At 58.3% G+C, this 13,738-nt stretch carries 13 protein-coding genes and 1 other RNA gene; 10 read left to right on the top strand and 4 right to left on the bottom strand.

All coding sequences use genetic code 11. The features are described from left to right. Positions 1 to 3: 3 nt before the first annotated feature. The 5 genes from H1Y61_RS01380 (at position 4) to H1Y61_RS01360 (ending at position 4,957) form a co-directional block, all read left to right on the top strand. On the top strand, positions 4 to 1,098 hold the full coding sequence (locus H1Y61_RS01380; RefSeq protein WP_180573498.1) for an ABC transporter ATP-binding protein: 1,095 nt from the start codon (positions 4 to 6) through the stop codon (positions 1,096 to 1,098). Next, positions 1,095 to 1,982: a carbohydrate ABC transporter permease gene (locus tag H1Y61_RS01375; protein ID WP_070147458.1), complete on the top strand. Its 888-nt coding sequence runs from the start codon at positions 1,095 to 1,097 to the stop codon at positions 1,980 to 1,982. The genes H1Y61_RS01380 and H1Y61_RS01375 overlap by 4 nt, the downstream gene beginning before the upstream one ends. 3 nt (positions 1,983 to 1,985) lie before the next feature. Further along, a complete protein-coding gene (locus tag H1Y61_RS01370; RefSeq protein WP_180573497.1) occupies positions 1,986 to 2,798 on the top strand; it encodes a carbohydrate ABC transporter permease in 813 nt (270 codons plus the stop codon). Positions 2,799 to 2,808: 10 nt separating this feature from the next. Then, on the top strand, positions 2,809 to 3,090 hold the full coding sequence (locus H1Y61_RS01365) for a DUF2160 domain-containing protein (protein WP_174109582.1): 282 nt from the start codon (positions 2,809 to 2,811) through the stop codon (positions 3,088 to 3,090). 145 nt (positions 3,091 to 3,235) lie between these two features. Beyond that, on the top strand, positions 3,236 to 4,957 hold the full coding sequence (locus tag H1Y61_RS01360) for an ABC transporter substrate-binding protein (RefSeq protein ID WP_180573496.1): 1,722 nt from the start codon (positions 3,236 to 3,238) through the stop codon (positions 4,955 to 4,957). A 153-nt stretch (positions 4,958 to 5,110) separates the two neighbouring features. Here H1Y61_RS01360 and H1Y61_RS01355 read toward each other — a convergent pair whose 3' ends face one another. Further along, positions 5,111 to 5,668: a c-type cytochrome gene (locus H1Y61_RS01355; RefSeq protein ID WP_180573495.1), complete on the bottom strand. Its 558-nt coding sequence runs from the start codon at positions 5,666 to 5,668 to the stop codon at positions 5,111 to 5,113. 157 nt (positions 5,669 to 5,825) lie between these two features. On the opposite strand from H1Y61_RS01355, the gene H1Y61_RS01350 reads away from it, so the two are divergent. Both H1Y61_RS01350 and H1Y61_RS01345 read left to right on the top strand, forming a co-directional pair. Continuing rightward, the gene (locus tag H1Y61_RS01350; RefSeq protein ID WP_180573494.1) at positions 5,826 to 6,575 is read left to right on the top strand and encodes a 3-deoxy-manno-octulosonate cytidylyltransferase; all 750 of its coding nucleotides are present in this window, start codon (positions 5,826 to 5,828) and stop codon (positions 6,573 to 6,575) included. Positions 6,576 to 6,642: 67 nt separating this feature from the next. Further along, positions 6,643 to 7,440 carry a prephenate dehydratase gene (locus H1Y61_RS01345; protein WP_235680864.1) on the top strand — a complete coding sequence of 266 codons (798 nt, stop codon included), beginning with the start codon at positions 6,643 to 6,645 and terminating at the stop codon, positions 7,438 to 7,440. Positions 7,441 to 7,488: 48 nt separating this feature from the next. Here the strand turns inward: H1Y61_RS01345 and H1Y61_RS01340 are convergent, their stop codons facing one another. The 3 genes from H1Y61_RS01340 to H1Y61_RS01330 all read right to left on the bottom strand — a co-directional run bounded on the left by H1Y61_RS01340 (position 7,489) and on the right by H1Y61_RS01330 (position 11,118). Beyond that, positions 7,489 to 9,459, bottom strand: a complete 1,971-nt coding sequence (locus tag H1Y61_RS01340) for a glycoside hydrolase family 3 protein (RefSeq protein WP_180573492.1) — start codon at positions 9,457 to 9,459, stop codon at positions 7,489 to 7,491. Positions 9,460 to 9,748: 289 nt separating this feature from the next. After that, the gene (gene nudC, locus H1Y61_RS01335) at positions 9,749 to 10,714 is read right to left on the bottom strand and encodes an NAD(+) diphosphatase (RefSeq protein WP_180573491.1); all 966 of its coding nucleotides are present in this window, start codon (positions 10,712 to 10,714) and stop codon (positions 9,749 to 9,751) included. Next, the gene (locus H1Y61_RS01330; protein ID WP_180573490.1) at positions 10,711 to 11,118 is read right to left on the bottom strand and encodes an HIT family protein; all 408 of its coding nucleotides are present in this window, start codon (positions 11,116 to 11,118) and stop codon (positions 10,711 to 10,713) included. Before H1Y61_RS01330 ends, nudC begins: the two co-directional genes overlap by 4 nt. A gap of 135 nt (positions 11,119 to 11,253) precedes the next feature. Between H1Y61_RS01330 and ffs the strand changes: the two genes are divergently transcribed. The 3 genes from ffs to H1Y61_RS01315 all read left to right on the top strand — a co-directional run bounded on the left by ffs (position 11,254) and on the right by H1Y61_RS01315 (position 13,738). Beyond that, an RNA gene (ffs, locus tag H1Y61_RS01325) (signal recognition particle sRNA small type) lies at positions 11,254 to 11,350 on the top strand. Between the two features lie 71 nt (positions 11,351 to 11,421). Next, a complete protein-coding gene (locus H1Y61_RS01320) occupies positions 11,422 to 13,317 on the top strand; it encodes a DNA polymerase III subunit gamma/tau (RefSeq protein ID WP_180573489.1) in 1,896 nt (631 codons plus the stop codon). A gap of 97 nt (positions 13,318 to 13,414) precedes the next feature. Next, positions 13,415 to 13,738 carry a YbaB/EbfC family nucleoid-associated protein gene (locus tag H1Y61_RS01315; protein ID WP_012654590.1) on the top strand — a complete coding sequence of 108 codons (324 nt, stop codon included), beginning with the start codon at positions 13,415 to 13,417 and terminating at the stop codon, positions 13,736 to 13,738.

Here is a 13,738-nt window from a genome sequence, read left to right as displayed (position 1 = left end):
AAGATGGCCCGAATTTCCCTCGATCATATCCGCCACGCCTATGGCCCGAAGGGGCTGGCCAATCCGCTCTATGCACTGAAGGAAGTGCATCACGAGTTTGACGATGGCGGTGCCTATGCGTTGCTCGGTCCCTCCGGCTGCGGCAAGACCACCCTGCTCAACATCATGTCCGGCCTGTTGCAGCCTTCGGATGGGCGCATCCTGTTTGGCGACAAGGATGTAACGCACTTGTCCACCGAGGCGCGCAACATTGCCCAGGTGTTCCAGTTTCCCGTCGTCTACGACACGATGACGGTTTACGACAATCTGGCCTTTCCGCTCAGAAATCGGCGTGTGCCGGAGGCGGAAGTCGATGCCAGGGTGCGCACCATCCTGAAGATGATCGATCTCGAAGCCTGGGCCAAGCGCAAGGCGCAGGGACTGACCGCCGACCAGAAGCAGAAGATTTCACTTGGTCGCGGATTGGTGCGCTCCGATGTCAACGCCATCCTGTTCGACGAGCCACTGACGGTGATCGATCCGCATATGAAATGGATGCTGCGCGCCCAGCTTAAGCAATTGCACCGGGAATTCGCCTATACCATGGTCTATGTCACCCATGACCAGACCGAGGCCCTGACCTTCGCCGACAAGGTGGTGGTGATGTATGACGGGCAAATCGTCCAGATCGGTACGCCAGCCGAGTTGTTCGACCGGCCTAAACATACATTTGTCGGCTATTTCATCGGTTCACCGGGCATGAACGTGCTGGCCGCCGGCATCGATGGCGATACTGCGATGATTGGTGGAGAGCGGGTCGCTCTGCCGGGCCGTCCGGTCATCCCGGGCGAAGCGCTTACTGAGCTTGGCATTCGCCCGGAATTCATTCGCCTTGGCCGCGAGGGCATGCCGGTGCAGATTTCCAAAGTCGAGGATATCGGTCGCCAGAAAATCGTTCGCGCCCGCTTTGCCGACCAACCGATTTCTATCGTGTTGCGGGAGGATGCCGATATTCCCGCTGAGCCGAAGGTGAGCTTTGATCCGGCCGCTATCAATATCTACGCAAACTCCTGGCGTGTCGATTTCGCCGGTGCCGGATTGGGAGGGTTACGGTCATGAACAAGACCTGGAACAATAAGGCCTGGTTTCTGGTGCTGCCGGTTCTGCTGCTGGTGGCTTTTTCCGCTGTGATTCCGCTGATGACCGTGGTGAATTATTCGGTGCAGGACACGTTCGGCAATAACGACTTCTTCTGGGCCGGTTCCGACTGGTTTACCCAGACGCTGCAATCGGAACGGTTCTGGGATGCGCTGTGGCGCAATCTGATCTTCTCGATGATCATTCTCGCCATCGAAGTGCCGCTTGGCATTCTGATTGCGCTGAACATGCCGAAGACCGGGCTTGGCGTGCCGGTCTGCCTGGTGCTGATGGCCCTGCCGCTGCTGATCCCGTGGAATGTGGTCGGCACCATCTGGCAGGTGTTCGGACGCAGCGATATTGGCCTGCTCGGCTATACCCTCAACGCCATCGGTCTCGATTATAATTACGTGGCCAATCCGTTTGATGCCTGGGCGACCATCGTCGTCATGGATGTCTGGCATTGGACCAGCCTTGTCGTGCTGCTGTGCTATGCCGGTCTGGTGTCGATTCCCGACGCTTATTATCAGGCGGCCCGGATTGATGGCGCCTCGCGCTGGTCGGTGTTTCGCTACATCCAGTTGCCGAAGATGAAACAGGTGCTGCTGATCGCCGTGCTGCTGCGCTTCATGGACAGTTTCATGATCTATACCGAGCCTTTCGTCGTCACCGGCGGCGGTCCTGGCAATTCCACCACCTTCCTGTCGATCGATCTGGTGAAAATGGCGCTGGGCCAGTTTGACCTCGGACCTGCGGCGGCCATGTCGATCATCTACTTCCTGATCATCCTGCTGCTGTCCTGGGTCTTCTACACTGTCATGACCCATAGCGACGCCCAGAGCGCTACCGCACCGAAGGGAGACTAAGCCATGAACACCAGCCGATCCCTTCGCTCCGTCCTGATCGTCAGCGTTTATATTCTGTTCCTGTTGCTGCCGATCTACTGGCTCGTCAACATGAGCTTCAAGACCAACCAGGAAATCCTCAGTTCGCTGACGCTCTATCCGCATGAGCCGACGCTGAAGAATTACATCACCATCTTCACCGACCGGTCCTGGTATTCGGGCTATATCAATTCGATCATCTATGTGGTGCAGAACATGGTGATTTCGGTCGCCTGCGCGCTACCGGCTGCCTATGCCTTCTCGCGCTACCGGTTTCTGGGCGACAAGCACCTGTTTTTCTGGCTGCTGACCAACCGCATGGCACCACCCGCCGTGTTTGCCCTGCCGTTCTTCCAGCTCTATTCGGCCTTCGACATGATCGACACGCATATTGCGGTGGCGCTGGCCCATTGCCTGTTCAACGTGCCACTGGCGGTGTGGATTTTGGAAGGTTTCATGTCCGGTATCCCCAAGGAAATCGATGAAACGGCTTATATCGACGGCTATTCATTTCCGCGCTTCTTCGTGAAGATCTTCATACCGCTGATTGCCTCCGGCATTGGGGTCGCGGCCTTCTTCTGCTTCATGTTCTCATGGGTGGAACTGCTGATCGCCCGGACGCTGACCACTGTTGATGCCAAGCCGATTGCCGCCGTCATGACCCGCACGGTGTCTGCCTCCGGTGTGGATTGGGGCCTGCTGGCCGCAGCCGGTGTGCTGACGCTGATCCCCGGCGCCGTGGTGATCTATTTCGTTCGCAATTATATCGCCAAGGGCTTTGCCCTCGGCCGCGTCTGAGGAGGACACGATGAACCTGTCATGGATGGCCTGGACCACGCCCACGGCGCTGTTCTTCATCACTATTCTCGCCCTGCTGATCGCCATGTCGATCTGGGAATATGTTTCGCCGGGCGGCAATCCGCGCGTCGGCATCCTGCGGTTCGAGACGACACGCGGCGACAGGCTGTTCGTGTCGTTGCTTGGCTCCGCCTTCATTCATCTCGCATGGTTGGGGCTATCCAGTCTCAGCCTGTGGTGGGCTCTCGGCCTTTCGGTCATCTACGCCATCGGCGTGTTCCGGACGGTTTGAGAGGTAAGAGCATTTCCAGGAAAAGTGTGAAGCGGTTTTCCGTCCGGAAATGCGTAAAGCAAAGAGTTAAAATATTTCAATGTTTCCAAGGAAACGCTGAAATATTTTGAAATACGCCTGCAATCGCAAACTCTGGGAGGACATGATGCGAAAGCACTTAATGACGACGACGGCGGCGATGCTGCTGGCTATGACTGGTGCTGCCTATGCCGGTATGGATGAGGCCAAGCAATTTCTCGATCAGGAGATCAACGGGGAATCCTCGCTGTCGAGGGCGGATCAGGAAAAGCAGATGCAATGGTATGTGGATGCGGCCAAGCCCTTTGCGGGCATGGAAATCCACGTCGTCTCCGAATCGCTGACCACCCATGCCTACGAATCCAAGGTGCTGGCACCGTGGTTCAGCAAGATCACCGGCATCAAGCTTATTCACGACGTCATTCAGGAGGGTGATGTCGTCGAGAAGATCCAGACCCAGATGCAGACTGGCCAGAACCTTTATGACGGCTGGGTCAACGATTCCGACTTTATCGGCACCCATTGGCGCTATGGTCAGGTCCGCAACCTGACGGACTGGATGGCGGGCGAGGGCAAGGATGTCACCGATCCGATGCTGGACTTGAAGGATTATATCGGCCTGTCCTTCACGACAGCCCCGGATGGCAAGCTCTACCAGCTTCCCGACCAGCAATTCGCCAACCTCTATTGGTTCCGCTACGATTGGTTCAATGACCCGAAGATCAAGGAGGAGTTCAAAAAAGAATACGGTTATGAGCTGGGCGTGCCGGTCAACTGGTCGGCCTATGAGGACATCGCCAAATTCTTCACCGGACGCGAAATCGGTGGCAAGAAAGTCTATGGCAGCATGGACTATGGCAAGAAGGACCCCTCGCTGGGTTGGCGCTTTACCGATGCCTGGCTGTCGATGGCCGGCAATGGCGACAAGGGCCTGCCGAATGGCAAGCCCGTCGATGAATGGGGCATCCGCGTCAATGACAAGGACCAACCGACCGGTTCCTGCGTTGATCGCGGTGGGGATACCAATGGGGCGGCCTCGGTCTATGCCGTCACCAAATATCTGGAATGGTTGAAGAAATATACCCCGCCGGAAGCGCAGGGCATGACCTTCTCCGAATCCGGCCCGGTTCCCGCCCAGGGCAATATTGCCCAGCAGATCTTCTGGTACACGGCCTTTACCGCCGATATGGCCAAGCCCGGACTGCCTGTTGTCAATGACGACGGTACGCCGAAATGGCGTGTGGCCCCATCGCCGCATGGTTCCTACTGGCATGAAGGCCAAAAGCTCGGCTATCAGGATGTCGGCTCCTGGACATTGATGAAGTCTACGCCAACGGACCGAGCCAAAGCCGCCTGGCTTTATGCCCAGTTCGTCACCTCCAAAACCGTGGATGTGAAGAAAAGCCAGACTGGCCTGACCTTCATTCGCCAGTCATCGATCATGGACAAGACCTTCACTGACCGCGCCCCGAAACTCGGTGGTCTGGTGGAATTCTACAGGTCGCCGGCTCGCGTGCAGTGGACGCCGACCGGAACCAATGTGCCTGATTATCCGAAGCTGGCGCAATTGTGGTGGCAGAATATTGGCGATGCGGCAGCCGGTGCCAAGACCCCGCAGGAAGCCATGGATGCCTTGTGCAAGGCCCAGGAGGGCATTCTCTCCCGTCTGGAACGCGCCAAGGTGCAGGGCGAATTCGGCCCCAAGCTGAACGAGCCGAAGGATGCTGCCTATTGGGAAAAATATGCCAAGGACCACGGCAGCCTGGCGCCACAGCCCAAGCTGGCCAACGAAAAGGAAAAGCCGATCACCATCAACTATGATGAACTGGTGAAGAGCTGGCAGAAGTAAGAAACATCAATGATTGATGCCGCGCATAATGACGCGCGGCATCGGAAACGTTCTTCAGAGCAGCAAAATACGGTACAAAAAACGCCCGGCAATGTTGCCGGGCGTTTTATCTATATCATGCTTTTCCGCTGCCGCGTTTACCACAGCGGTCGATCAATTGGTCGGCAGCGCCACCGGATTGTCTGACTGGTTGTGCAGATATACCAGCAGGTTGGCGCGGTCCTGTTCCTTGGGAAGACCGGCAAAGCCCATGGCGGTACCCGCCACGAATTTCTTTGGCGCGGTCAGGAAATGGTTGAGGTTTTCAAAGGTCCAGTGCTCGGAGCTGCCTTTGGAGAAATCCTTCATACCGGCGGAATAGGCAAAGCCTTCATGACTGGCGACGGGCCGGTCGACAACGCCCCAAAGGTTCGGTCCGACCTTGTTGGCTCCGCCCTTGTCGACGCTATGACAGGCTGTGCATTTCTTGAAAATGGCCTCGCCAGCCTTGACGTCTGCCGATGCCAGCAGTTCCGCAATCGGCTTGTCGGCTGCCGCCGGTGCCGCACCTTCCGCGCCGCCTGCGGCAGGCGCTTCGGCAGCCACGATGGCATAGCCTTCCTTTTCGGGGTTCGGCGCGTGGAAAATCCCCTCCGACGCAATGGACACTGACATCAGTACGAAGATCGTACCAAGCAATGCGCCTGCTCCCATATTCATGTAGGAATTCATTGGTTATCGCTCCCCATGCAGTCCGCGCAGTAGAAATCGGACAAGCCTCCATCTATGAAAAGGCTAAGACTTTTGCTTGACAGTTGCAACCCGATTATGCTCCGCCGCCCTGAGACGTTTTGCCACTTACCCCCATTGCTTTCAAAGGCGAATACCGATGTCTGACCATACACGCTTCAAAACCCTGGTTCTCATCCCCGCCCGCATGGCCTCCACAAGGCTTCCCGGTAAGCCCCTGGCTGACATTGCCGGCCTGCCGATGATCGTCCAGGTGGCAAAGCGTGCAGCGGAGGCCAATGTCGGACGGATCGTCGTGGCGGTGGATCATCCTGACGTGTTCGCCACGGTGACGGCAGCCGGTTTTGAAGCCGTGATGACCGGCGAGCAGCATCAATCCGGTTCCGACCGCATCCATGAAGCGCTGCTGAAGGTCGATCCAAAAGGCGAGGCCGAAATCATCATCAATGTTCAGGGTGATCTGCCGACCATCGACCCGGAGACGATTCGCGCCGCCTTGCGCCCCCTGGAAGACCCGCAGGTCGATATCGCCACGCTGACGGTGGAGATCGAGGATGAGGCGGAAAAGACCAATCCCAACGTGGTGAAGGTTGTCGGCTCGCCGCTGTCGGACAATCGCCTGCGGGCGCTTTATTTTACCCGTGCCACCGCCCCCCATGGCAAGGGGCCGCTTTATCATCATATCGGCCTCTACGCCTATCGCCGCGCCGCATTGGAGCGGTTCGTGGCACTGCCTCCCTCCGTGCTGGAAAAGCGCGAATCGCTGGAACAGCTGCGGGCGCTGGAAGCGGGCATGCGCATTGATGTCGAAATTGTCGATACCGTGCCGCTTGGCGTCGATACCCCGGCGGATCTCGAAAAAGCCCGCGCCATTCTGGCTGCAAAATAAGGATAAGCCCGTGGTCACGCTCACCAACAAAATTTCCTTCCAGGGCGATTATGGCGCCAATTCCGACATGGCCTGCCGAGACATGTTCCCGGATATGGAGCCGCTGCCATGCCCGACATTCGAGGACGCTTTCACGGCGCTGGAAAACGGCGAGGCGGATCTGGCGATGATCCCGATTGAAAACACGCTGGCTGGGCGGGTCGCCGATATTCACTATCTGCTGCCGCTGTCACGCCTGAAAATCATCGGTGAATATTTCATGCCGATCCGTTTTCAACTCATGGTGCTGCCGGGGGTGAAGGCCGAGGAGATCCGCACGGTCCACAGCCACATCCATGCGCTCGGCCAATGCCGCAAGATCATCCGCAGCCATGGCTGGAAGGCCGTGGTGGCGGGCGACACGGCAGGGGCTGCCAAGCAGGTTGCGGAACTGGGCGACCGCTCCATGGCGGCCTTGGCACCGCGCCTTGCCGCCTCGCTCTACGGGCTGGATATTCTCGCCGAAAATGTCGAGGATTCCGAAAACAACATCACCCGCTTCGTGGTGCTGTCGCGCGATGAGGTGGCGTTGACGCGGGCGGCTGCGGATGAAAGCTTCATCACCACCTTCGTTTTCAATGTCCGCAATATTCCGGCAGCGCTGTACAAGGCCATGGGTGGTTTTGCCACCAATGGGGTCAATATGACCAAGCTGGAAAGCTACCAGATCGGCGGCAAATTCATCGCCACTCAGTTTTATGCCGATATCGAAGGGCATCCAGAGGATGCGCCGGTCAAGCGGGCGCTGGAGGAATTGCGCTTCTTCTCCGAGAAGGTCCACATTCTCGGCGTCTACAAGGCTCATGCCATGCGCGGCAAGTTTTAATCAGAGATCGGAGCAATGGCGGCGGGGTGCCGCCATTGCTTTGCGTATTCAATACTTCAGCGAATAACCGATCTTGTAGAGCGGCTTTTTCGAATCATGCGGTGTGCTTGGTGCCTGTGCCTCGACAGCCTGCATGGAAGACGGCAGTTCAAATGGCAGCTTGCCCCGCGCCTTCTGCTTGCCCTCGATGACATTGAACAGCGCCTCGTCACTGGCACCGAAATTGCCGATCAACGCCTTTGTCTGGCCCTTCAGATTGGTGAGAATACTCGGGCGTGACAGAAACACCGTGGCAATGATTGGTGTCTTTCCGGCAATGGCGGTCACGGCGTCGTAATCGGGGTTGCCGGGCTTGAAGGACAGGTCGCCTTCCTCATGCCGCGCCCCGAAGAAGTAATTGGGATGCAGGCGCTCGAACGGTGCCATCAGACGGACCAGTGCAAAATCCGCCTCTTCCGGTTTTGTCACCACCTGATAGCCACGCTTCTGGGCAGTGGCGGCATCGACATTGAGAAGATAGACCTTCCTGCCAGGCTTGACCGGCAGAATCTTCCCCTTGTTTTGCAGAACAACCATGGCGCGGGCCTGGGCCTTTTCGCCCTCGGCGACAAAATCGGTATTGCCAACGATGGCTTTGGCTTTTTGCGGGTCGGCATAGGGGGTTTCGAACAAGCCTTGTTCAAACTTCTGGATCAGCAACCGCTTGGCCGACTGATCGATCCTGATTTCGCTGACTTTCTTGTCCTCGACGGCTTTCACTAGGATATCGGAATTGGCGACGCCGCCGAATTGGTCGATTCCGGCGTTCACCGCCTTGGCAAAACGATCCTCGCGGCTGAGATCCTCGACCCCCCAGGGCATGCCAAACGTATCGGGCCGGATGATCGGGGTGTCGCCAGGCTTTTCGCCATTCAGGCATTCATCCTTGCAGTCATTGGTAATCAGCCAGTCGCTGACCACGACGCCATCGAATTTGTAACGCTTACGCAGGAGATCGGTCAGCAATTGCTTGCTATAGCCCGCAGCCACAGGCTCCAGGGGTTTGCCATCAAGCTTGACGCCATCGACAATCGAATAGGTCGGCATGATGCCCGCCACCTTGGCGGCAAAGGCACCCTTGAAGGGGGTGACATGCTTTTCGAAGTCCTTGGCCTTAAAAACCACATGGCGACCATAGGAGTTATGGCCGTCAAAGCCTTGCGGTGCTGCGCCATAGCCCACCCAATGCTTGGCGACGGCGCTGACGCTGCCGGGTTTCAGGCCCGTGGTGCCGTTCTGGAAACCAGCGACATAGGCTTCCGCCATGCGCCGGGAAATCTGCGGATCTTCTCCGAATGTGCCGGTCGAGCGTGGCCAGCGTGGCTCCGTGGCGAGATCGATTTGCGGCGACAGGGCCTGCTGGATACCGACGGCCAGATATTCCTGCCGTGCGATATCGCCGAACCGGCGCGTCAGTTTCGCGTCGTTGAGCGCGCCAAAACCCAGGCTTTCCGGCCATTTGGAGAAACCACCGCTCTGGGCCGAAGCGCCCAGCACATATTGGAAATGGTTGCGCGGATCGGTGCTGATCGTCAGCGGAATACCAAGCCGGCTGGCCTCGGCAATCTCTTGGAGCTTGTTGTTTTCTGCGGCCAGCTGTTCGGGTGGCAAAGATAGCCGGGTAATATAGGTGGCAACCTTGGCATCGTTGATCAGCGGCTTGATCCGCTCCAGATCGTAACCGCTGCCGCGTCCCTGTCCGGCCTCCGATCCAGACGCCAAAGCCGGGGCAGTCCCATGCATCATTAACCCGGCCTTTTCGATCAGGGTCATCTGGCTGACGAGGTCACTTGCGCGCTCCGCAGGTGTTAGACGCCAATCCTCATAAGGGTCGAGGCGGCCGTTGCGGTTAAGGTCCTTGAAGGTCTTTCCATCGACCGTGAGGATCGCCGCGGAACGGGCGGTTACGACAGGTTGATTTTGCGCGATGGCAACAGACGCCATCAGAATGGCGCAGGACGCCAAGCTAAACATTTTCATCGATGATTTCCTGAATTGATGAATTTTCGCCGAAAAACGGGCCAAAAAACGGATTGCTGAAAAGCCAAGCGGAAGGCCTATCGAGGCACAGCCCGCCATTTCACCGTGGCATTGGGTTTTGAAAGCAAAGATATATCCTCCCTCGAAATAGACTATCGCGCGTGATGTTTTGCTTCATCGTCCGTTGACCCCTCCCATCGGACGATGACATCACATTCGCTTACCATAGCCTCACACGTTTTCCGCGTAAATGGTGTTAAAGGCCGTTCCTGACGCAGTATTCACCACCTTAACCAGCCTTGCCCCAGTCAAGCCAGTCGCTCATCAACCGTTGGGCAATGGTGCCGGGCGCGGGGGCTTTTATCGTTTCAGTCTCAAGGTCAATCATTGCCTGCACCTCGGCCCGGCTGAACCAGCGGCAATCGGCCAGTTCGTTCTCGTCGCGGGAAATCTCCAAGCTCAGGGCCTGCGCATAGCAGCCGATCATCAGTTGATGCGGCATCGGCCAGGGCTGGGAGGCGTGGTAGCGCACACGCCCAATGGTGATGGCGGCCTCCTCATAGGTCTCCCGCCGCACGGCGTTTTCAATGGTTTCCGCCGGTTCGACAAAGCCTGCGAGGCAGGAATACATGCCTTCGGGAAAATGCGCTCCGCGCCCCAGCAGGCAGCGGTCGTTGTCCTCATCCACCGTCATCATGATTACCACGGGATCAGTACGCGGAAAGGCCATGCGCCCACAGGCCGGACATTCGCGCTTGTAGCCGCCAAGCCGTGGCTCCATCGGCTTGCCGCAGGTGCCGCAGAAGCGGTTCTCACTGTTCCAGTGCAAGAGACTGAAACCCTGTGCGGCTTCGCCGACCAGTTCGGCATCAATATTGGGATCACGAAACAGCTCGCGCGCTGTTAAAGCCTTGTAGCCACTTGCAAGCTGCTCTTCGCTGATTGTCACGGGGACGGCAATGCGCGGCTCGCCACTGGGGCGGCGACCCAAAAGCACGGCATTGTCGAGGTCCGGTTGCAGGGCTGTCAGCTCATAAGGTGCAAATAGCGGGTCGAGCACCAGTCCTTCATGCTTGAACACCAGCCGATTGCCGGCAAAAGCCAGCACATGCATGCCCTCGGCCTTGAAAGCCTCGGAAAGGCTCTCTTCCGAGCGATGCTCGGCGTAGCGCTCCAGTCCATTACCGGCAAAAGCGGTGAGGGCGCTTGCCTCCGGATGGGGTGTATCGGTCTCAAACAGGGAAATTAGGGTCATGTCAGCGCATCCAGAATTGTCGTTGTCATCGTCGCAAGAGCTGTGTCCGAATATGGCTCTGCCACCCCATGGCCCCAGATCGGCCCCGGCCAGTTCGGGTCGTTTTCAAAGCGGGCGACGACATGAACATGGAGCTGGCGCACCACATTGCCAATGGCGGCGATGTTGATCTTGGTGGCGCCGGTCGCGGTTTTTAAGGCGGCACCCACCTGCACCTGTTCGTGCAGCAGCTGGATCTGGTCGTCCTTGGAAAGCTCGAAAATTTCAGCAACATCATTGCGGCGCGGCACGAGGATCAGCCAGGGCCAGCGGCTATCCCTGGACAGGCGCAGGTCGCTTAACGGCAGCTGCAAGATTGACTGGCTGTCGCGCGCCAGCCGTTCATCGAGACGGAAAAGCTCCAAGATCGGTCTCCTCAAGGTCATTTTGTTTTTACGCATGCCTGACCGTAAAGCCGATATCCACTTTTCCCGGAAAGGCGAATAGTTTTTTTGGTCCTCGGCTTGCAATTGCCGCAGGAATTGCCGATATGTCGCTCGGGAGGTTGGTGGTGGACGAGCCACTCGCCAACCGGGTCAGGTCCGGAAGGAAGCAGCCCTAACGAGCGCGGCACGGGTCATCGTGCCAGCCTCCCACCCTTCATGTTTATGGCCAGTCCTAATCAAGCGTGGCCGTATCCCGCCCGAAACGGGGAGACTGGCAGCGCGATGTCCGATCTGGAACCCACAGCACAAGCTGCTCCCGCGTCCGGCCAAGCCTCCGGTGCTTACCGCGTTCTGGCGCGCAAATATCGCCCCAAGGATTTTACGGACCTGATGGTCGGCCAGGAGCCGATGGTTCGCACCCTCACCAATGCGTTCGAGACGGGCCGCATTGCCCAGGCCTATATGCTGACCGGCGTGCGCGGGGTCGGCAAGACCACCACCGCCCGCATCCTCGCCCGTGCGCTGAACTACAAAACCACTGAGATCGACCGTCCGACCATCGACCTGAAAATCCCCGGCGAGCATTGCCAGGCGATCATGGAAGGCCGCCATGTCGATGTGATCGAGATGGATGCCGCCTCCCATACCGGTATCGACGATATCAGGGAAATCATCGAGCAGGTGCGCTACCGCCCGGTATCGGCCCGCTACAAGGTCTATATCATCGACGAAGTGCATATGCTCTCCACTGCTGCCTTCAACGGATTGTTGAAGACGCTGGAAGAGCCGCCGGAACATGTGAAGTTCATCTTTGCCACCACTGAAATCCGCAAGGTGCCGATCACGGTGCTGTCACGCTGCCAGCGCTTCGATCTGCGCCGCATCAATGCCGGGGATCTGGTCGGGCTGTTCTCCACCATTCTCTCCAAGGAAAATATCGAGGCGGAAGACGAGGCGCTGGCAATGATCGCCCGCGCCGCCGAAGGCTCGGCCCGCGACGGACTTTCCTTGCTCGATCAGGCCATTGCCCATGGCGCAGGGCGGGTCGAAGCAGACGCAGTGCGCTCCATGCTGGGCTTGGCCGACCGCGCCCGGGTGGTCGATCTGTTCGGACATATCGTGCTTGGCGATGTCGCCGCAGCCCTTTCGGAATTTAACAGCCAATACGAAGCCGGTGCCAGCCCGAGCGTGGTGCTGACCGATCTTGCCGATTTCACCCATCTGGTGACGCGGCTGAAATATGTACCCAATGGTGCGAATGACCCGTCGCTGAGTGAAGTCGAGCGGGTGCGGGGTGCGGACTACGCCGAGAGCGTTGCTGTCACCACGTTGTCGCGTATCTGGCAAATGTTGCTCAAGGGCATTCCCGAGGTGGAAAACGCCTCTCGTCAGGCCGGTGCCGCCGAAATGGTGCTGATCCGGCTGGCCCATGCCGCCCATCTGCCTTCGCCGGAAGAAGCGGCGCGCCGCCTGCTGGACATGGCACAGGATGGCGGGGGTGCGCCGCAGGGGACCAGTCCCAGGGGCGGTAATGGAGGCGGTGCATCGGTCAGCTATGGCGGGCAGGCGGTGGCGCGGGCGTCGAGCGATCCGGCCCCACACGCAATGGGCCAGACCCAGCCGACCGCACATTTGCAGGTGGTTCCCAAGGCATCGCCGTCGCCGGACATTGCCGCCCGTCCAGAGACAAAACCTGACATCCAACCGGATGTGCCCGAGCCAAAGGTTCCCGTGCGGTCACTGAATGATATCGTCAATCTCTGTACCGCAAACCGCGATCCGAAGCTGAAAGCCTTGACCCGCGCCTATGTGCGGCTGGTGAAGCTGGAAAATGGCCGGCTGGAAATCAACCTGCCGCCGGAGGCGCCGAAATCGCTGGTTGGTGATCTGCAAAAGCGGCTGGAGGAATGGACCGATATCCGCTGGATGGTCATCCTCAGTCGCGAGCCGGGGGAAAAGACCCTGGCCGAGCAGGAAAAGAGCGATCACGAAGCGCGGATGACCGATGCAGCCGCCGATCCGGATGTGATGGCGATCCTGTCGCGCTTTCCCGGCGCGAAAATCACCGACGTGCGCATCCGCACCGTCACGGAGGAAGAGGACGAGGCCCTGCCTCCGCCAGCCGTGGCCGAATCCGCCGAGGGTGATATCCTTCCCGGAGATGATATCGAGTTTTAGAGTTTAGCCGGCTTATGATCTGTCGCGGAAGCGTGAAATCACCATCCGTCTGATAGGCGAAGCCAAAACAACGGACTATATAAAGGAGGCAGATCATATGCGCGACATCATGGGCATGATGGGCAAGGTCAAGGAAATGCAGGCCAAGATGGAGAAGATGCAGGAAGAGATTGCATCGCTTCAGGTCGAAGGCAAATCCGGCGGCGGGTTGGTGACTGTGACGATGACCGGCAAGGGTGAGTTGAAAGGCCTGAAGATCGACCCGTCGCTCTTCAAAGAAGACGACGTGGAAATCCTCGAAGACCTGATCGTCGCGGCCCACAAGGACGCCAAGGACAAGGCCGAGGCGATTGCTGCCGAAAAAACCAAGGACATGACCGCCGGTCTGCCGATCCCACCCGGTTTCAAGCTGCCGTTTTAA

Source organism: Agrobacterium vitis (assembly GCF_013426735.1).
In the GTDB taxonomy this organism is placed as follows: Bacteria; Pseudomonadota; Alphaproteobacteria; order Rhizobiales; family Rhizobiaceae; genus Allorhizobium; species Allorhizobium vitis_D.
This window is presented reverse-complemented; position numbering and strand designations above follow the sequence as displayed.